This window comes from Bacillus sp. 220_BSPC (assembly GCF_001054655.1).
Taxonomy (GTDB): Bacteria; Bacillota; Bacilli; order Bacillales; family DSM-1321; genus Peribacillus; species Peribacillus frigoritolerans.
Genome location: NZ_JVPL01000096.1, coordinates 23,159 through 40,682, shown reverse-complemented (window position 1 = coordinate 40,682; position 17,524 = coordinate 23,159). Strand labels below are relative to the sequence as shown.

Here is a 17,524-nt window from a genome sequence, read left to right as displayed (position 1 = left end):
CGCCGCCAAGCCATTTAAAAAGATCAGCCATCCGGCTGGTCTTTTTTTGTATTGCGATATTTTTCAGCTTTCAGGAGGAGTGACGTAAATTAACAGCTAAATCGACCTGCAGGCTAATTAATTTCATCAGCTGACTTATTTATTCGGACTAAACTTGAATTGAAATAATTCATGGGAGCAAGATACGAATATGTAACGATCATGGAGCAGAGGTAATTTCATGAATCAAGCTATTTTAATTCAGAGGGAGGAGAAGGGCGGGATATTGAAGGGGATGTAGAGTATATGAGAGTAGATGCTTTTAGGAAGGCAAGGGGGATCATATTCTGAGTCATTTTGGAATTTCCATTATAAAGTATTTATTTACATGCATTCTTGTCTTTACTTATTCTTTTCATTATACTAGGAAGAATTTATTATTGATAATATGCAAGTTGGATGGGTAAGGAAGAAGGCAGACAAAATAGAACCATGAAGGGATCGGTATTGTGAGTAAAAAGAGTAAGGAAAAGTTTGAAGTTATCGAGGGCGAGACGATCGATGCATGTTTAGATCGAATTAAAGCGGCAGGTTACTTTCCTGTAAGGCGAACGGAAGAACCTATCTTTGCGGAGAGAATCGAGAATGGCAAAGTCCATTATGAGCCGGTTGATCGAAAAATTGTATTCGAAGCAAAGTTAATCGAGTAAAACACGAACGTTTAATTAATATCATGTAAAAATATTCGATTTTAACTTGACATTAAAATGGCCGGAAGGTAAGATGAAGTTACATTAATACGTCTCATATAATCATGGGGATATGGCCCAAAAGTTTCTACCTGATGACCGTAAATCATCGGACTATGAGAAAAGCATCTGACTATTTCGGAAACCTAGCCAAGTCTTTTTGTATTTTCCAAAAGGGCTTTCTGTTCCGGACAGGTTGCTTTCTCGATGAGGAAGCAACCTGTCCGGTTTTTTAATTTACATGTTATAGATAAATGATAAGCGTCTGTCTGCATACTCGGGACGCCATAATATGAGTGTTGGAGGGAAAGATGATATGAAACCGCAAGTTGGGGTTATTATGGGAAGTGTCTCGGATTGGGAAACGATGAAGTACGCTTGTGAATCATTGGAACAGCTTGAGATCCCCTATGAAAAAAGAGTCGTTTCCGCCCACCGGACGCCGGATTTACTATTTGAATATGCAGAGAGTGCAAAAGATAGAGATATTAAAGTGATTATTGCCGGAGCAGGCGGGGCTGCACATCTTCCAGGTATGACCGCCGCTAAAACGATTGTCCCTGTGATTGGCGTGCCAATACAGTCGAAGGCATTAAATGGGATGGATTCGTTATTATCGATTGTTCAAATGCCTGGTGGCGTACCGGTTGCAACGGTTGCGATCGGAAAAGCCGGCGCAGTCAATGCCGGTTTGTTAGCGGCTCAAATGTTAGCGGCTTTTGATTCTGACATTGCTGATAGGCTAGAGGCTTTACGAGACGAAACCAGAGAAAAGGTGTTACAGAGCAGTGAACAACTTAAATAATACAATCATATTACCTGGACAGACCATTGGAATTATCGGCGGTGGGCAATTGGGCAGGATGATGGCCTTGTCAGCTAAGGCATCGGGCTTTAAGATAGCGGTCCTAGAGCCGACTGCAGAAGGCCCATGTGCTCAAGTGGCGGATATTGAAATCATTGGTGCTTATGATGATATCGAAGCATTGAAAAGGTTAGCTGACGTCAGTGATGTCATAACATACGAGTTTGAAAATATCAGTTCAGAAGCCTTGGATTGGTTAAAGCAACATGCATTTCTTCCACAGGGCTCAGAATTATTAAAGCTGACACAGGATAGATTGACTGAAAAAAAAGCCATATCCGATGCAGGAGCTTCCGTTGCTCCATATCAGGAAATACAGGATATTTCAGAAATTTACCTTCATATAGAGAAATTAGGGTACCCTAGTGTGTTAAAAACGACGCGGGGCGGTTATGATGGAAAAGGGCAGTTGGTCATTAAGGAAGAAGCCGATATCAAAAAGGCTGAACCCCTGCTCAAAACAGGTATATGTGTGCTGGAAGCCTGGATTCCTTTCGTAAAAGAAATATCCATCATCGTTACGCGTAAGGCTGATGGCGAGAAAAGTCATTTTCCGATTGCGGAAAACATTCATATTGAAAACATTCTTCATAAAAGCATTGTTCCGGCCCGTATCAGTATCCAAGCTGAACGGAAAGCTATTGATGAAGCTTTGCAGCTTGCAGAGAAACTTGATTTGGTGGGGACATTGGCAGTCGAGATGTTTTTAACCGCTCAGGATGATATCATCATTAATGAATTAGCGCCAAGACCTCATAACTCAGGCCATTATACAATGGAGGCATGTGAGACTTCACAGTTTGAACAGCATATAAGGGCTGTCTGCAATTGGCCTCTCGGAAATACGGCGTTATTGAAGCCTGTGGTAATGATAAACATCCTTGGTGAGCATATCGGACCCTTGATGGATGAAATTCCGACGCTTTCAGATTGGAAGGTTCACCTTTACGGTAAGAAAGAAGCCAAGCTTAAGCGGAAAATGGGTCATGTGAATATTTTACGTCCAACGATTGAGGAAGCTCTTTTGGAAAGTGATCGAAGCAAAATATGGAATCAACAGGTTGAAACGGAGGAAGTAAAATGATTGAACGTTATACCCGCCCAGAGATGGGAAACATTTGGACAGAAAAGAACCGCTTTAATGCGTGGTTGGAAGTTGAAATCTTAGCTTGTGAAGCATGGTCGGAGCTAGGTGTCATTCCAAAAGAAGATGTGAAGCTTCTTCGTGAAAATGCTACATTCGATGTCGACCGTATCAATGAAATCGAAAAAGATACACGCCATGATGTTGTTGCTTTTACACGTGCGGTTTCCGAAACGTTGGGTGAAGAACGGAAATGGGTCCATTACGGACTGACTTCCACTGATGTGGTGGATACAGCTCTTTCATATGTGATAAAGCAGGCGAATGAGATCCTTGCCAAGGATTTAAATAACTTCGTGGAGATCCTGAAAAATAAAGCGAAAGAACATAAATACACGGTTCAAATGGGACGTACACATGGAGTTCATGCGGAACCGACCACTTTTGGGTTGAAACTGGCACTTTGGTATCAAGAAATGAAACGCAATGTCGAACGTTTTGAAGAAGCAAGAAAGAACATAGAGGTTGGGAAAATCTCTGGGGCTGTCGGAACTTACGCAAACATCGACCCGTTCGTTGAAAAATTCGTTTGTGAAAAGCTTGGCCTTGAAGCAGCGCCAATCTCAACACAAACATTACAACGCGATCGCCATGCACATTATATGAGTACATTGGCTTTAATTGCGACATCTATTGAAAAGTTTGCAGTGGAAATTCGCGGCTTGCAAAAAAGTGAAACACGCGAAGTGGAAGAATTCTTTGCAAAAGGACAAAAAGGATCTTCGGCAATGCCTCATAAACGGAATCCAATCGGTTCTGAAAATATGACGGGTATGGCTCGTGTAATCCGCGGTTACATGATGACAGCATATGAGAATGTGCCATTATGGCATGAACGTGACATTTCGCATTCTTCTGCTGAGCGCATCATCTTGCCGGATGCAACGATCGCATTAAACTATATGCTGAACCGTTTCAGCAACATAGTGAAGAACTTGACCGTTTATCCAGAAAATATGAAACGCAATATGGACCGTACGCTGGGATTGATTTTCTCACAACGTGTGCTGCTATCCCTTATCGATAAAGGACTTGTCCGTGAAGAAGCTTATGATACGGTTCAGCCGAAAGCGATGGAAGCATGGGAGCTTCAGGTTCCATTCAGAAGCCTGATCGAAAAGGATGATAAAATCACAAGCTTGCTTACGAAAGAAGAACTTGATGATTGTTTCGATCCTACACATCACCTGAAAAATGTTGATGTAATCTTTGATCGTTTAGGTTTATAAAAGTGAAGGCGGCAAACATGGCACCTTTAATGGTGATATGTTTGCCAAGCCTGATCAATGGCAGGAAGATTCATAATATTCACAATGTGGGGGTCTGGACAGATGGAAAAACGAGAATTGTTGTATGAAGGAAAAGCGAAACAGATTTTTGCAACGGACAACAGTGAAATAGTATGGGTGGAATACAAGGATTCGGCAACAGCATTCAATGGTGAGAAGAAGTCAGAGATTGCCGGAAAAGGTAAGTTGAATAATCAAATTACTAGCTTACTATTTTCAAAGCTTGCCCAAGAGAATATCCCGTCCCATTTTATTGAAATGCTTTCCGAACGGGAGCAGTTAGTCAAAAGGGTGTCCATCATTCCGCTAGAAGTCGTTGTCAGAAATACGGCTGCCGGCAGTTTTTCTAAAAGGACTGGCATTGAAGAAGGCCAGCCGCTCAAGAAAACGCTGATTGAGTTTTACTATAAAGACGACGAGCTCGGCGATCCTCTGTTAACGGAAGACCATATTGAAGAATTGGAACTTGCAAGCAAGGAAGATGTAGCGATTTTAAAAGAAAAGGCACAAGAAATCAGTATCGTCTTAACGTCTTTCTTTAAAGAGTTGGACATTAAATTGATTGATTTTAAATTAGAGTTCGGCAAAACCCCGAATGGAGACATTCTGCTGGCAGATGAAATTTCACCTGATACCTGCCGATTATGGGATATTAATACGAACGAAAAATTAGACAAAGATGTATTCCGCCGTGATTTAGGAAGTTTAACAGATGCTTATGAAAAAATACTAGCAAAGTTGGAGGGCACTCAACATGTATAAGGTTAAGGTATATATCACACTACGCGAAAGTGTATTAGATCCACAGGGAGCAGCAGTGCAACAATCACTTCATAGCTTGACATATAACGAAGTTAGTGATGTTCGAGTGGGGAAATACATTGAACTTACAATTAAGGATACGGATCGTGATTTAGATCAACTTGTGAAGGAAATGTGTGAAAAACTATTGGCCAATACGGTAATTGAAGCTTACCGTTATGATGTTGAGGAGGTTATCACCCAATGAAATTTGCTGTCATAGTTTTCCCTGGCTCCAATTGTGATGTCGATATGTACCATGCGATAAAGGATGCACTGGGGGAAGAAGTGGAGTATGTTTGGCACTCTACAGACAATCTAGATCAGTATGATGGGATTCTCCTTCCTGGAGGTTTCTCTTATGGAGACTATTTACGCTCTGGAGCAATTGCACGCTTTTCGAATGTAATGGCTGAAGTCGTAAAAGCGGCACAAGCAGGAAAGCCTGTCTTGGGTGTCTGCAATGGTTTTCAGATTTTACTTGAAGCAGGACTTTTACCTGGAGCGATGCGCCGTAATGAAGGCTTGAAATTCATTTGCCGCAATGTAGGACTGAAGGTTGAAAATAACCAATCGATGTTCACGACAGGATATGAATTAAATGAAACGATTACGATCCCTGTGGCACATGGTGAAGGGAATTACTACTGCGATGATGAAACATTGGCTGAATTAAAACAAAATAACCGCATCTTGTTCACGTATGATGGTGAAAATCCAAACGGAAGCTTGGAGCAAATAGCGGGAATTACAAATGAACAAGGAAATGTCCTCGGAATGATGCCTCATCCCGAACGTGCTGTTGATTCGCTGCTTGGCAGTAAAGACGGCTTAAAGATTTTTCAATCCATCGTAAAAAACTGGAGGGAATCACATGTTATTACAGCTTGAACCAAGTCCGGAAAAAATTAAATCGGATCGATTGTACGCAACAATGGGACTATCCGATGATGAATTTGCAATGGTGGAGAAAATCTTAGGCAGACTGCCGAATTATACGGAAACTGGTTTGTTTTCGGTTATGTGGTCAGAGCATTGTTCCTACAAAAATTCAAAACCCATCTTAAGGAAATTCCCGATTACAGGGGAGAAAGTGCTACAGGGTCCTGGTGAAGGAGCAGGTATCGTTGATATCGGTGACGATCAGGCTGTCGTTTTTAAAATTGAAAGTCATAACCACCCTTCGGCAATAGAGCCTTATCAAGGTGCTGCTACCGGTGTCGGCGGAATTATCCGTGATGTTTTCTCCATGGGAGCCCGTCCGATTGCGATGTTGAACTCACTTCGCTTCGGTGAGCTAGACAATGATCGCGTGAAATATTTATTTAAAGAAGTGGTTGCAGGGATTGCAGGATACGGGAATTGTATCGGAATTCCAACTGTCGGAGGAGAAATTCAATTTGATCCATCGTATGAAGGAAATCCTCTTGTCAATGCAATGTGTGTCGGTTTGATCGATCATAAGGACATTAAAAAGGGCCAAGCGCATGGAGTGGGCAACACAGTGATGTATGTGGGTGCCAAAACTGGACGTGATGGCATTCATGGAGCAACATTTGCATCTGAAGAGCTATCAGAGTCTTCGGAAGAGAAACGGCCTGCCGTACAAGTAGGCGATCCATTCATGGAGAAACTGCTTTTGGAAGCATGCCTTGAATTGATTCAAAATGATGCCCTTGTTGGCATTCAGGATATGGGAGCAGCAGGTCTTACAAGCTCATCTGCCGAGATGGCGAGTAAAGCTGGCTCAGGAATAAAAATGAACCTGGATTTGGTACCGCAGCGTGAAACGGGAATGACAGCATATGAAATGATGCTTTCTGAATCACAAGAGCGGATGCTGATCGTTGTCACTAAAGGACGCGAACAGGAAATCGTCGACTTGTTTACGAAATATGACCTAGAAGCGGTTGCTGTTGGTGAAGTAACGGATGATAAAAACCTAACCCTTTCCCATCAAGGTGAAATCGTTGCTGAGGTTCCGGTTGATGCATTGGCTGAAGAAGCTCCTATTTATCACAAGCCATCTGCAGAGCCGCAATATTTCCGTGACTTCCAAAGCATGACGGCAGAAGTGCCAGTCATTGAAGATTATAAAGAAACATTGGTATCACTATTGAAGCAACCGACAATTTCGAGTAAGGAATGGGTCTACGACCAGTATGATTACATGGTCCGCACGAATACAGTCGTCTCACCTGGATCGGATGCAGCGGTAGTGCGTGTACGTGGTACGAATAAAGCCCTTGCCATGACGACGGATTGCAACTCCCGCTTTATTTATTTAGATCCTGAAACAGGCGGCAAAATCGCTGTGGCTGAAGCAGCCCGTAACATCATTTGCTCGGGTGCGGAACCTTTAGCGATCACGGATTGCTTGAATTTTGGGAATCCAGAAAAACCAGAAATATTCTGGCAACTGGAAAAAGCGGCAGACGGTATGAGTGAAGCTTGCAGAAGCTTAAGTACTCCTGTAATCGGAGGAAATGTTTCCCTTTATAATGAAACGAATGGTGAAGCGATTTATCCGACGCCTGTGGTTGGAATGGTTGGTCTAGTCAATGACCTTAAGCACATCACAACACAAACATTTAAAAATGAATCCGATTTGATTTACGTGGTCGGTGAAGCGAAAGTGGAATTCGGAGGCAGTGAATTACAGAAAATGCTAGAGGGTAAAATCTTTGGACGCGCTCCAGAACTTGATTTGGACCTTGAACTAAAACGTCAGCAGCAAATTCTGACAGCAATCCAAAAAGGACTTGTTGCATCAGCCCATGACCTTTCGGAAGGCGGTTTGGCAGTGGCTTTAGCTGAATCTTTATTCGGGGCAAGCAAACTAGGGGCAAAAGTGAGTATATCCGGGGAACCTGTATCTGAATTATTCAGTGAAACGCAATCACGATTCCTACTGTCCATCAATCCTGAAAATCAAGCGTCATTTGAAGCTCTTGTTGAAGATGCGATTTGCATAGGCTCAGTAACGGCTGATAATAAATTAATCGTGGCAACAAGTGATAGCAAAGTATTGGAAGCGGACATTGAAGATTTACAAACAGCTTGGAAGGGAGCCATACCATGCTTGCTGAAATAAGAAGCCTAAACGAAGAGTGTGGTGTTGTTGGAGTCTGGGGACATCCCGATGCAGCCCAGCTTGCTTACTACGGTTTGCATAGCTTGCAACATCGTGGTCAAGAGGGAGCGGGCATCGTCGTGACGGATGGTGAGCAGATGTCCATCTCTAAGGGCGAAGGACTTGTCACAGAGATATTCACTGCGGAAAAAATGCAGGCACTTTCCGGTAGCGGTAAAGCGGCAATCGGCCATGTCCGTTATACAACGGCAGGCGGCGGCGGGTATCAAAATGTTCAGCCTTTCCTGTTCAATTCTCATACAGGAGGGCTGGCCCTTGCCCATAATGGGAATATCGTCAATGCCCATCAATTAAAAGCACAGCTTGAAGGACAAGGAAGCATTTTTCAAACGACCTCTGATACGGAAGTTCTGGCACATCTGATTAAACGCTCCGGCTACTCGGATGTAAGAGATTCCGTGAAGAACAGTTTAAGTATGCTAAAGGGAGCCTATGCCTTTGTCATCATGACAGAAACCCAAATGATCATGGCAAGAGATCCGCATGGCTTCCGTCCACTTTCCTTGGGGAAAATAGGCGATGCATATTTCGCTGCATCTGAAACATGTGCACTTGATATTGTAGGTGCAGAATTCATCCGGGATATTGAGCCGGGTGAACTCGTTGTCATTAATGATGAGGGAATCACATCCGAATACTTTTCGCTTTCCAGCCAACAGGCAATGTGCACGATGGAGTACGTGTATTTTTCCCGTCCGGATAGCAACATTGATGGTATCAATGTTCATACGGCACGGAAAAACCTTGGTAAGCAAATGGCACTCGAAACCAAAATTGAAGCAGACGTAGTTACAGGTGTACCTGATTCCAGCATCTCGGCAGCGATTGGCTATGCTGAAGCTGCAGGCATTCCTTATGAAATGGGCTTAATAAAGAATCGTTATGTTGGACGGACTTTCATTCAGCCATCACAAAGTCTGCGTGAACAAGGCGTAAAGATGAAACTATCACCTGTAAGAGGGGTAGTGGAAGGCAAGCGGGTCATAATGGTTGATGATTCAATCGTCCGTGGGACAACGAGCAGAAGGATTGTCCGCATGTTAAAAGATGCCGGAGCGAAAGAAGTGCATGTGGTAATCAGCTCACCACCGATCAAGAATCCATGTTTTTATGGCATAGACACGTCTAAAAAGGAAGAACTGATTGCAAGCTCAAAATCGGTGGAGGAAATAAGGGAAATCATTGAAGCTGATTCCTTAACTTTTTTAAGTGTCGAAGGTATGGTCGAAGCAATTGGACGACCGTTTCCTGGAGAAACGCGCGGTTCATGCCTAGCTTGTTTCACCGGAAATTATCCGACTGAAATTTTTGAATACGAACGAGAAAAAACAAAATGTTAATCAAGTCGGCAATGATGATTGATTTTCGGAGGAGGATTTCAAATGGCTAATGCATATAAACAGGCTGGTGTGGATATTGAGGCTGGTTATGAAGCGGTAAATCGAATGAAAAAACATGTAAAGCGCACATTTCGTCCAGAAGTAATGAATGGTCTGGGCGGTTTCGGCGGCATGTTTGATTTATCTTCCTTGAACCTTAAAGAACCTGTGCTCATTTCTGGTACGGATGGAGTGGGTACAAAACTTTTGTTAGCGTTCATGATGGATAAACACGATACAATTGGAGTGGATTGTGTAGCTATGTGCGTCAATGATGTTGTCGTTCAAGGTGCTGCACCTTTATACTTTTTAGATTATATTGCCTGTGGTAAAGCAGATCCTGAACGAATTGAAATGATCGTCAAAGGAATTGCAGATGGCTGTGAGCAGGCGGGCTGTGCTTTAATCGGCGGAGAAACGGCTGAAATGCCAGGCATGTACGAGACGGAAGAATACGATGTGGCAGGCTTTACTGTAGGTGCCGTTGAAAAATCACGTTTGATTACTGGTGAAGCCATCTCGGCTGGTGACGTCGTTATTGGACTCGCTTCAAGCGGCATCCACAGTAATGGGTATTCCCTTGTTCGTAAAATCCTTCTTGAGGACTCAGGCATGGGGCTTCATGACTTCGTACCGGAACTGGATTGCAAGTTGGGAGAGGAATTATTAAAGCCGACAAAAATCTATGTGAAGTCCGTTTTATCGACGTTGGAAAAATTTGAGGTTAATGGTCTTGCCCATATCACCGGTGGAGGATTCATCGAGAATATTCCGCGTATTCTTCCTGAAGGATGCGGTGTTGAAATTGAGCTTGGAAGCTGGGAAATTCCAACTATATTCTCATTCCTTGAAGAAAAAGGGAACCTTGTAAAAGAGGAAATGTTCAATATCTTCAATATGGGAGTTGGAATGACGGCTATCGTGAAAAAAGAAGTGGCATCCGATGTGCTAGCCCACCTACGGTCTTGCGGTGAAGAAGCCTCAGTTATTGGGACGGTTGTGGATGGAAATGGAGTGTCGTTCAAATAATGAAACGCCTTGCTGTCTTTGCATCAGGTAACGGTAGTAATTTTCAATCAATTGCTGAAGCAATAAAAAGTGGAAAGTTGAAGGCGGAAATCTGTCTTGTCGTATGCGATCGTGAAGACGCATATGTGCTTGAGAGAGCAAAGCTTGAGAATATTGATTCTTTCTCCTTTTCAGCAAAGAATTACTCCAACAAGACTGAATATGAATCGGAAATCCTGGAAAAACTTCGCCAGTATGAGATAGAGTTCATCATTCTTGCTGGTTATATGCGTTTGATAGGTCCGACATTATTACAAAAGTATTCACAGAGGATCGTGAACATCCACCCTTCACTTCTGCCAAGTTTTCCAGGCAAGGATGCAATTGGCCAGGCTTTTGATGCCGGAGTGAAGGAAACGGGGGTAACCGTTCATTATGTGGATGATGGAATGGACACAGGACCGGTCATTGCCCAAAAAACAGTGCCGATTCTTGAAGGGGATACGAAAGACATCCTTCAGAAAAGGATTCAGGAAATGGAGCATGATCTGTATCCGTCAGTTTTGCAGGAGCTATGCCACAAGAAACTTACTTAATGGAGGGACCAACATAACATGAAGAAACGTGCATTAATTAGTGTATCGGATAAAACAGGTATCGTAGAATTTGCTCAAGGATTAATTGAAGCAGGTTTTGAAATCATTTCTACAGGCGGTACCAAAAAAACGCTGCAGGATAATGGTATTGAGGTAATTGGAATCAGTGACGTCACCGGTTTCCCTGAAATATTGGATGGACGTGTTAAAACGCTTCACCCGAATGTCCATGGAGCAGTGTTGGCAAAACATGATGACAAAAATCACGCAGCACAGCTTGCGGAACATAATATTGAACCCATTCAACTTGTCTGTGTGAACCTATATCCATTCCAGGCGACTATTTCCAAACCGGAAGTCACTGTGGAAGATGCTATTGAAAACATCGATATCGGTGGACCGACAATGCTTCGTTCTTCTGCTAAAAACCACGAATATGTGACTGTTATCGTTGATTCCAATGATTATCCTACCGTATTGGCTGAGCTGGAACAAAACGGCGGGGTATCAAAAACCACGAATCGCCGCCTGGCAGCAAAAGTTTTCCGTCATACAGCAGCATATGATGCCGTTATTTCAGAGTATATGACAGAGCTTGCCGATGAAGAAAATCCTGAATCATTGACTGTTACCTATGAATTGAAACAGTCGCTTCGTTATGGGGAAAATCCACATCAAAAAGCCGCATTCTATAAAAAACCGCTTGGTTCCGTTTTCTCAATTGCAGAAGCGAATCAATTACATGGAAAAGAACTTTCCTACAACAACATTAATGATGCTGATGCAGCACTTCAAATCGTTAAAGAATTCAATGAGCCGGCTGCAGTTGCAGTCAAACATATGAATCCTTGCGGCGTCGGTGTCGGTGCGACCATTTTGGAAGCATATGAAAAAGCATATGAGGCAGATGCCACTTCCATTTTCGGTGGGATCATCGCTTTGAACCGTGAAGTTGATAAGGCAACTGCGGAAAAGCTTCATGAAATCTTCCTTGAAATCATCATTGCACCTGGGTTTACACAAGAGGCAGTGGAAGTATTGACAAGCAAGAAAAACCTTCGTTTATTAACGATCGATTTCGACGCGGTTAAAAAGCCTGAACGTAAATTGACATCCATTGAAGGCGGATTGCTTATTCAAGATCAGGATGCACATAGCTTAAAGGATGCAGAGGTAAAAGTGGCAACGAAACGTGAGCCTACCCCTGAAGAGTGGAAAGCCATGGAACTTGGCTGGAAAATCGTGAAACATGTCAAGTCGAATGCAATTGTGGTTTGTAACGATCAAATGACAATAGGTGTTGGCGCAGGACAAATGAACCGCGTGGGAGCTGCAAAAATTGCTTTGGAACAAGCTGGGGAAAGAGCAATAGGAAGTGCATTGGCATCAGATGCTTTCTTCCCGATGGATGATACTGTAGAAGCGGCAGTGAAAGCGGGCGTCACGGCAATCATTCAGCCTGGTGGATCTGTTAAAGACGAAGATTCGATCAAGAAAGCTGATGAATATGGGATTACGATGGTGTTGACAGGAATTCGTCACTTTAAACATTAATCAAAAATGAGGTGCGATAATGAATGTACTAGTAATTGGCCGGGGCGGCAGGGAGCATGCCATAGCCCGCAAACTATTTGAAAGTAAACGAGTTGGGACCGTTTTTGCAGCACCGGGAAATCCAGGGATGACCGATGTAGCGACTCTTGTACCAATTGATGAAAACAATCATGGGGATTTGGTTGCCTTTGCAAAGAAGAATGCTGTTTCATTAACGGTGATCGGGCCCGAAACCCCATTGTTGAATGGACTTGCAGATGATTTTACGGAAGCGGGATTACAGGTATTTGGCCCTAATGGCCGTGCTGCAGTCATCGAGGGAAGTAAATCCTTTGCTAAAGATTTAATGAAGAACTACAGCATTCCCACAGCGGAATATGAAACATTTTCTGATTATGATTCAGCAAAAGCATATATCGAAAAAATGGGTGCCCCCATTGTCATAAAAGCGGATGGTTTGGCAGCAGGAAAAGGTGTCGTAGTTGCTATGACGATGGAAGAGGCGTTAGACGCCATCCATGATATGCTAGTCGGAGCAAAGTTCGGGGAAGCATCTGCCAAAGTCGTTATTGAGGAATTCCTTGATGGCGAGGAATTTTCATTGATGGCATTCGTTAATGGGGAAAAAGTGTATCCGATGGTCATTGCTCAAGATCATAAGCGGGTTTTTGATGGAGATCAGGGTCCGAACACAGGTGGAATGGGTGCATATTCACCGGTGCCGCAAATATCCGATGAAATGATCCAGACTGCAGTCGAAACGATTCTTAAACCCACGGTAAATGCGATGATTTCTGAGAATCGGAGTTTTACAGGAATATTATATGCCGGGTTGATCGCCACTGAAAAAGGCACAAAAGTCATTGAGTTCAATGCCCGTTTTGGCGATCCGGAAACGCAAGTCGTTTTACCTCGTCTAAAGACAGACTTCGTAGATACGCTTGAAGCGGTTCTTTCTGGAGAGGATTTACAACTTGAATGGCATGAAGAAGCCGTGCTCGGAGTGGTCGTCGCAGCTGATGGATATCCAGGGGAATATAAAAAGGGATCTATCATTAAAGGCTTGGAAAAGATTGATCCGAAAGCCCATGTTTATCATGCTGGAACGGCTCTCAATAATGAAGGGAACTTCATCTCGAATGGCGGACGTGTACTTCTGGTTGCTGCAAAAGGGAAAGATTTGGCCTCTGCGCAAGCTGAAGTATATAAAGAGTTAGGGCATATTGAGAAAGACGGTTTATTTTGGCGAACGGATATTGGCTACCGAGCAATAAAATTCAATTTTTCATCATAATATAAAGAAGCTGACTCTAAGCGGAGTCAGCTTCTTCTATAAGACTTAATATGAATCAGATTGATTCGATTCATTTTCCTGTTTTGGTCCTTTTGTCATCAAGTTTTGTCCGTTTTCCATCGCATCTACGACAGGACAATAACGGAGGATTCCTTCGCCTATTTTCATGGCGGAAAGCATGGCCACGATTATATAAGATTGGTTTTTCCATGGTTTTTTCACCATTTTAGCCGTAGCCCATGTTAGAAATGTAAAACCACAAGTAATTCGCATTAAAGCATTTATTATACTGATATTTTGTTTAAACTTCATATAAAATCCATCCCTTCACAAAAATTTAACAATAATCTGGATAACATTACTGTTCTAATGGGGCAAGTATGTTACTATGAAATAAAATTGGATTGAAAATGGTTTTTTTCATACACTGTTTCTAATAACTTATGGGGGAATGTTTATGCTTGAACAGCGCTATAGATGGAAAAATAAACATCTAAGAGAACATATAGATGTGCTGGATGGCAATAGGGCACCACACATTCTGCTAAAAAATACGACTTATTTAAATCAGGCTTTACGAAAATGGGTAAAAGCGAATATATGGATATATGAAGATCGCATCATATATGTTGGCGATAAGCTTCCTGATAATATAGACCGCTGTGAAATGGTCGACTGTACAAACCAGTACTTGGTCCCGGGTTATATTGAGCCGCATTCACACCCTTCTCAATTATATAATCCCCTTTCTTTTTCACGTTATGCATCTCATTTTGGCACAACGACATTGATCAATGATAACTTGCCGTTTCTATTGCAGTTAGATAAAAAGAAAGCGTTTTCTCTTTTGAAAGAATTACGTAACATTCCTGTAACAATGTATTGGTGGAGCCGTTTTGACGGACAAACGGAATTGATCGATGAAGATATGGTCTTTTCCCATGGGGCCGTCAAATCATGGCTGGAGCATGATGCCGTATTACAGGGCGGGGAACTAACTGGATGGCCGAAGCTTCTCGATGGGGATGACATGATGTTGCACTGGATTCAGGAAGCCAAGCGAATGAGGAAGAAAATAGAAGGACACTTTCCAGGTGCTTCAGAGAAGACTTTAGCAAAAATGACCTTGTTCGGCGCCGATTGTGATCATGAGGCAATGACAGGTGATGAAGTCATGTCACGCTTGCTGCAGGGCTATTATGTATCGTTAAGACATTCTTCGATCCGTCCGGATTTACCAAAGCTGATACAGGAAATCCATGAACTGGGCATTGATCATTATGACAAATTCTTTTATACGACAGATGGATCACCGCCGTCCTTTTATGAAGGTGGTTTCATAGACTGCTTGATCAAAATAGCGATAGAGCATGGCGTTCCGGTCATCGATGCCTACAATATGGCGACCATCAACATCGCACGATATTATAACATTGAATACCTTCATGGCAATATTGCCACAGGGAGGGTGGCGAACATCAACTTCCTGACCGATGTAAAGGAACCCGCACCGGTTTCGGTAATGGCGAAAGGGAAATGGGTGAAAAGGGATGGTGAGATCATTCCGGATAAACAGGAAATCGAATGGAGTGATTTCGATTTTAAACCGCTCGATCTTGATTGGGATCTCAGTTTAAAGGAAGATTTTGAATTTTCCATGCCGTTCGGGATAGAATTGGTTAATAATGTAATTACGAAACCGTACTCCCTTGCCAATGATGTTGGGCATGAAGAACTGAACTTTGAGGATGATGAATGCTTTTTCATGCTAATCGACCGGGAAGGGAAATGGCGCATCAATACGATATTAAAAGGGTTTGCGGACAAATTGTGTGGCTTTGCTGGCTCTTATACAAATACAGGTGATATCATATTGATCGGTAAAAGGAAAAAGGATATGCATTTGGCATTTAACCGGCTGAAGGAAATTGGCGGTGGAATCATTTTGACGGAACAAGGCAAGGTGATTCATGAACTTCCTCTGAAATTAAAGGGAGTCATGTCGACCAAGGAGGTTCCTGAATTGATAAAAGAAGAAAATGAATTGAAACATTTGCTGCGGGAGAGAGGTTATCGCTTCGCCGATCCTGTGTATACCCTTTCATTCTTTTCGACAACCCATCTGCCATATATAAGGCTCACCCAGCGAGGAGTATATGATGTAATGAATAAAACTATACTCTTTCCCACTATAATGCGTTAAAATATAAGAGAAGAAATGGCTAATAAATCAGAGGAGTGGAAAGATGAATTTTAAGAGAGTTCTTTTCATCGTTATTGCTATTTTACTGCTGGCAGGCTGTTCGACGAAAGAGGATCCTGCATCGGATGACAGTAAGCCGAAAGACCAAGCTGTCATCAAAAATACAGATGTGAAAAATGAACCTTCCAATGAGTTTCCACTTACAGGTATGGCCACCGAAGCAGGCAGTGAGCGAAGGGCTGCAGCAGTGATGATTAATAATCATCCGGAAGCACGCCCGCAATCGGGTCTCTCAGAAGCCGATATGGTTTACGAAATGCTCGCAGAAGGTGACATAACCAGATTTTTAGCTATCTTCCAAAGTGAAATGCCTAGTCAAATCGGTCCGATTCGGAGTGCAAGGGACTATTATATCGAATTGGCTAAAGGCCTTGATTGCATCTATGTCTGTCATGGGTATAGCCCCGAGGCAAAGACCATGCTGGACAGAGGGTATATTGATAACTTGAACGGATTATATTATGATGGTACTTTGTTTCAACGTTCGGCAGATCGAAAAGCACCGCATAATTCCTACACCTCCTTTGAGGATATCGAAAAAGGTGCAAAGGAAAAGGGTTATGAGTTGAATGGTGCACCGGAGCCTTATGCTTTCCTTACAAAGGAAGAGGCAGCTGGACTTCAAGGGGAACCGGCATTGAAAACCGAGGTTTCCTACGGATCAGACGAGTATGATGTACAGTATGAATACGAGGCCACGGAAGAGAAATATAAACGTTTTTCGAATGGAGAGCAAACAGTCGAGCATAAATCGAATAAACCTATTTTACTGGATAATATATTGATCATTGAGGCTGCTCATCAAGTGATCGACGACAAAGGGCGTCGAAAAATCGACTTGAAAAGTGGCGGAAATGGTTATTTACTTCAAAAAGGAAAAGCGAATGAAGTAGAATGGGTGAATAAGGATGGTCGTATTACACCAGTGAAAAACGATAAAGAGGTAGGGTTGATTCCAGGGAAAACTTGGATCAATATTATTCCGGATGAACCTGGTTTAGTAGGAGACGTCTCATTTTGATACCCATGAAATTGAGGGGGAGTAACATGCAAATTGATAAGTTAAGAGGAAAAGAAACGGATCAGCTGTTCAAGTCGATCCTTTCCTTGCGTGATTTGGACGAATGCTATCGATTTTTTGATGATCTATGCACAGTTAATGAAATTTCATCATTGGCACAGCGTCTTGAAGTAGCCCGCATGCTTGAAGAAGGAAAAACCTATCATAAAATCGAAACGGAAACAGGTGCAAGCACGGCTACGATTTCCAGGGTCAAACGCTGCTTGAACTACGGAAATGATGCTTATTCCATGGCTCTGAACCGTATTAAGGATAACGTAGAGGAAACAACTGAATCATAATTCTTTCGATTATAATAAAAAGCTGGGGAATTCATTTCCCGGCTTTTTATTTTGTGTCCAGCACGCTCATTGCCGGCTGTCTTTCAG

At 42.7% G+C, this 17,524-nt stretch carries 17 protein-coding genes and 1 riboswitch; of the genes, 16 read left to right on the top strand and 1 reads right to left on the bottom strand.

Annotation, left to right across the window (positions count from 1 at the left end; all coding sequences use genetic code 11):
• Positions 1 to 488 precede the first annotated feature (488 nt).
• From ADA55_RS06170 to purD, 13 genes are all read left to right on the top strand, one after another.
• Complete coding sequence (locus tag ADA55_RS06170; RefSeq protein WP_048680636.1) at positions 489 to 689, top strand: NETI motif-containing protein; 201 nt, start codon at positions 489 to 491, stop codon at positions 687 to 689.
• A 74-nt stretch (positions 690 to 763) separates the two neighbouring features.
• Positions 764 to 865: riboswitch (purine riboswitch) on the top strand.
• Between the two features lie 179 nt (positions 866 to 1,044).
• Entirely contained in the window at positions 1,045 to 1,533 is a 489-nt protein-coding gene (gene purE / locus ADA55_RS06165) for a 5-(carboxyamino)imidazole ribonucleotide mutase (protein WP_034306127.1), read from the top strand.
• Complete coding sequence (gene purK, locus ADA55_RS06160) at positions 1,517 to 2,677, top strand: 5-(carboxyamino)imidazole ribonucleotide synthase (protein ID WP_048680633.1); 1,161 nt, start codon at positions 1,517 to 1,519, stop codon at positions 2,675 to 2,677. The genes purE and purK overlap by 17 nt, the downstream gene beginning before the upstream one ends.
• Entirely contained in the window at positions 2,674 to 3,966 is a 1,293-nt protein-coding gene (gene purB / locus ADA55_RS06155; RefSeq protein ID WP_034306123.1) for an adenylosuccinate lyase, read from the top strand. Before purK ends, purB begins: the two co-directional genes overlap by 4 nt.
• A 102-nt stretch (positions 3,967 to 4,068) precedes the next feature.
• Positions 4,069 to 4,788: a phosphoribosylaminoimidazolesuccinocarboxamide synthase gene (gene purC / locus ADA55_RS06150; protein ID WP_048680630.1), complete on the top strand. Its 720-nt coding sequence runs from the start codon at positions 4,069 to 4,071 to the stop codon at positions 4,786 to 4,788.
• Complete coding sequence (purS, locus tag ADA55_RS06145; RefSeq protein WP_034306118.1) at positions 4,781 to 5,035, top strand: phosphoribosylformylglycinamidine synthase subunit PurS; 255 nt, start codon at positions 4,781 to 4,783, stop codon at positions 5,033 to 5,035. Before purC ends, purS begins: the two co-directional genes overlap by 8 nt.
• Positions 5,032 to 5,718, top strand: coding sequence for a phosphoribosylformylglycinamidine synthase subunit PurQ (purQ, locus tag ADA55_RS06140; RefSeq protein WP_048680628.1), 687 nt, complete (start codon positions 5,032 to 5,034; stop codon positions 5,716 to 5,718). Before purS ends, purQ begins: the two co-directional genes overlap by 4 nt.
• Complete coding sequence (gene purL / locus ADA55_RS06135) at positions 5,702 to 7,921, top strand: phosphoribosylformylglycinamidine synthase subunit PurL (RefSeq protein WP_048680624.1); 2,220 nt, start codon at positions 5,702 to 5,704, stop codon at positions 7,919 to 7,921. The genes purQ and purL overlap by 17 nt, the downstream gene beginning before the upstream one ends.
• The gene (purF, locus tag ADA55_RS06130; RefSeq protein ID WP_048680621.1) at positions 7,906 to 9,321 is read left to right on the top strand and encodes an amidophosphoribosyltransferase; all 1,416 of its coding nucleotides are present in this window, start codon (positions 7,906 to 7,908) and stop codon (positions 9,319 to 9,321) included. The genes purL and purF overlap by 16 nt, the downstream gene beginning before the upstream one ends.
• Before the next feature lie 42 nt (positions 9,322 to 9,363).
• The gene (purM, locus tag ADA55_RS06125) at positions 9,364 to 10,389 is read left to right on the top strand and encodes a phosphoribosylformylglycinamidine cyclo-ligase (RefSeq protein ID WP_048680618.1); all 1,026 of its coding nucleotides are present in this window, start codon (positions 9,364 to 9,366) and stop codon (positions 10,387 to 10,389) included.
• On the top strand, positions 10,389 to 10,964 hold the full coding sequence (gene purN, locus ADA55_RS06120; RefSeq protein ID WP_048680615.1) for a phosphoribosylglycinamide formyltransferase: 576 nt from the start codon (positions 10,389 to 10,391) through the stop codon (positions 10,962 to 10,964). The genes purM and purN overlap by 1 nt, the downstream gene beginning before the upstream one ends.
• Before the next feature lie 18 nt (positions 10,965 to 10,982).
• Positions 10,983 to 12,518 carry a bifunctional phosphoribosylaminoimidazolecarboxamide formyltransferase/IMP cyclohydrolase gene (purH, locus tag ADA55_RS06115; RefSeq protein ID WP_048680612.1) on the top strand — a complete coding sequence of 512 codons (1,536 nt, stop codon included), beginning with the start codon at positions 10,983 to 10,985 and terminating at the stop codon, positions 12,516 to 12,518.
• A gap of 19 nt (positions 12,519 to 12,537) precedes the next feature.
• The gene (purD, locus tag ADA55_RS06110) at positions 12,538 to 13,812 is read left to right on the top strand and encodes a phosphoribosylamine--glycine ligase (RefSeq protein ID WP_048680609.1); all 1,275 of its coding nucleotides are present in this window, start codon (positions 12,538 to 12,540) and stop codon (positions 13,810 to 13,812) included.
• A gap of 45 nt (positions 13,813 to 13,857) precedes the next feature.
• Here purD and ADA55_RS06105 read toward each other — a convergent pair whose 3' ends face one another.
• A complete protein-coding gene (locus ADA55_RS06105) occupies positions 13,858 to 14,124 on the bottom strand; it encodes a YgaP-like transmembrane domain (RefSeq protein WP_048680606.1) in 267 nt (88 codons plus the stop codon).
• A gap of 145 nt (positions 14,125 to 14,269) precedes the next feature.
• Between ADA55_RS06105 and ADA55_RS06100 the strand changes: the two genes are divergently transcribed.
• The 3 genes from ADA55_RS06100 to ADA55_RS06090 are packed head-to-tail and all read left to right on the top strand — an operon-like array spanning position 14,270 to position 17,437.
• A complete protein-coding gene (locus ADA55_RS06100) occupies positions 14,270 to 16,015 on the top strand; it encodes an adenine deaminase C-terminal domain-containing protein (RefSeq protein WP_048680603.1) in 1,746 nt (581 codons plus the stop codon).
• A gap of 43 nt (positions 16,016 to 16,058) precedes the next feature.
• Positions 16,059 to 17,096 (top strand): DUF3048 domain-containing protein, encoded by a 1,038-nt coding sequence (locus ADA55_RS06095; RefSeq protein ID WP_048680599.1) that lies wholly within the window; start codon positions 16,059 to 16,061, stop codon positions 17,094 to 17,096.
• Between the two features lie 26 nt (positions 17,097 to 17,122).
• The gene (locus ADA55_RS06090) at positions 17,123 to 17,437 is read left to right on the top strand and encodes a YerC/YecD family TrpR-related protein (protein WP_034306094.1); all 315 of its coding nucleotides are present in this window, start codon (positions 17,123 to 17,125) and stop codon (positions 17,435 to 17,437) included.
• The last annotated feature ends 87 nt before the right edge of the window (positions 17,438 to 17,524 follow it).

Bases quoted from the DNA above. Each gene is read 5' to 3' on its own strand.
- purE (WP_034306127.1), top strand. From the start codon at position 1,045: ATGAAACCGCAAGTTGGGGTTATTATGGGAAGTGTCTCGGATTGGGAA.
- purB (WP_034306123.1), top strand. From the start codon at position 2,674: ATGATTGAACGTTATACCCGCCCAGAGATGGGAAACATTTGGACAGAA.
- purC (WP_048680630.1), top strand. From the start codon at position 4,069: ATGGAAAAACGAGAATTGTTGTATGAAGGAAAAGCGAAACAGATTTTT.
- purS (WP_034306118.1), top strand. From the start codon at position 4,781: ATGTATAAGGTTAAGGTATATATCACACTACGCGAAAGTGTATTAGAT.
- purQ (WP_048680628.1), top strand. From the start codon at position 5,032: ATGAAATTTGCTGTCATAGTTTTCCCTGGCTCCAATTGTGATGTCGAT.
- purL (WP_048680624.1), top strand. From the start codon at position 5,702: ATGTTATTACAGCTTGAACCAAGTCCGGAAAAAATTAAATCGGATCGA.
- purF (WP_048680621.1), top strand. From the start codon at position 7,906: ATGCTTGCTGAAATAAGAAGCCTAAACGAAGAGTGTGGTGTTGTTGGA.
- purM (WP_048680618.1), top strand. From the start codon at position 9,364: ATGGCTAATGCATATAAACAGGCTGGTGTGGATATTGAGGCTGGTTAT.
- purN (WP_048680615.1), top strand. From the start codon at position 10,389: ATGAAACGCCTTGCTGTCTTTGCATCAGGTAACGGTAGTAATTTTCAA.
- purH (WP_048680612.1), top strand. From the start codon at position 10,983: ATGAAGAAACGTGCATTAATTAGTGTATCGGATAAAACAGGTATCGTA.
- purD (WP_048680609.1), top strand. From the start codon at position 12,538: ATGAATGTACTAGTAATTGGCCGGGGCGGCAGGGAGCATGCCATAGCC.
- ADA55_RS06105 (WP_048680606.1), bottom strand. From the start codon at position 14,124: ATGAAGTTTAAACAAAATATCAGTATAATAAATGCTTTAATGCGAATT.
- ADA55_RS06100 (WP_048680603.1), top strand. From the start codon at position 14,270: ATGCTTGAACAGCGCTATAGATGGAAAAATAAACATCTAAGAGAACAT.
- ADA55_RS06095 (WP_048680599.1), top strand. From the start codon at position 16,059: ATGAATTTTAAGAGAGTTCTTTTCATCGTTATTGCTATTTTACTGCTG.
- ADA55_RS06090 (WP_034306094.1), top strand. From the start codon at position 17,123: ATGCAAATTGATAAGTTAAGAGGAAAAGAAACGGATCAGCTGTTCAAG.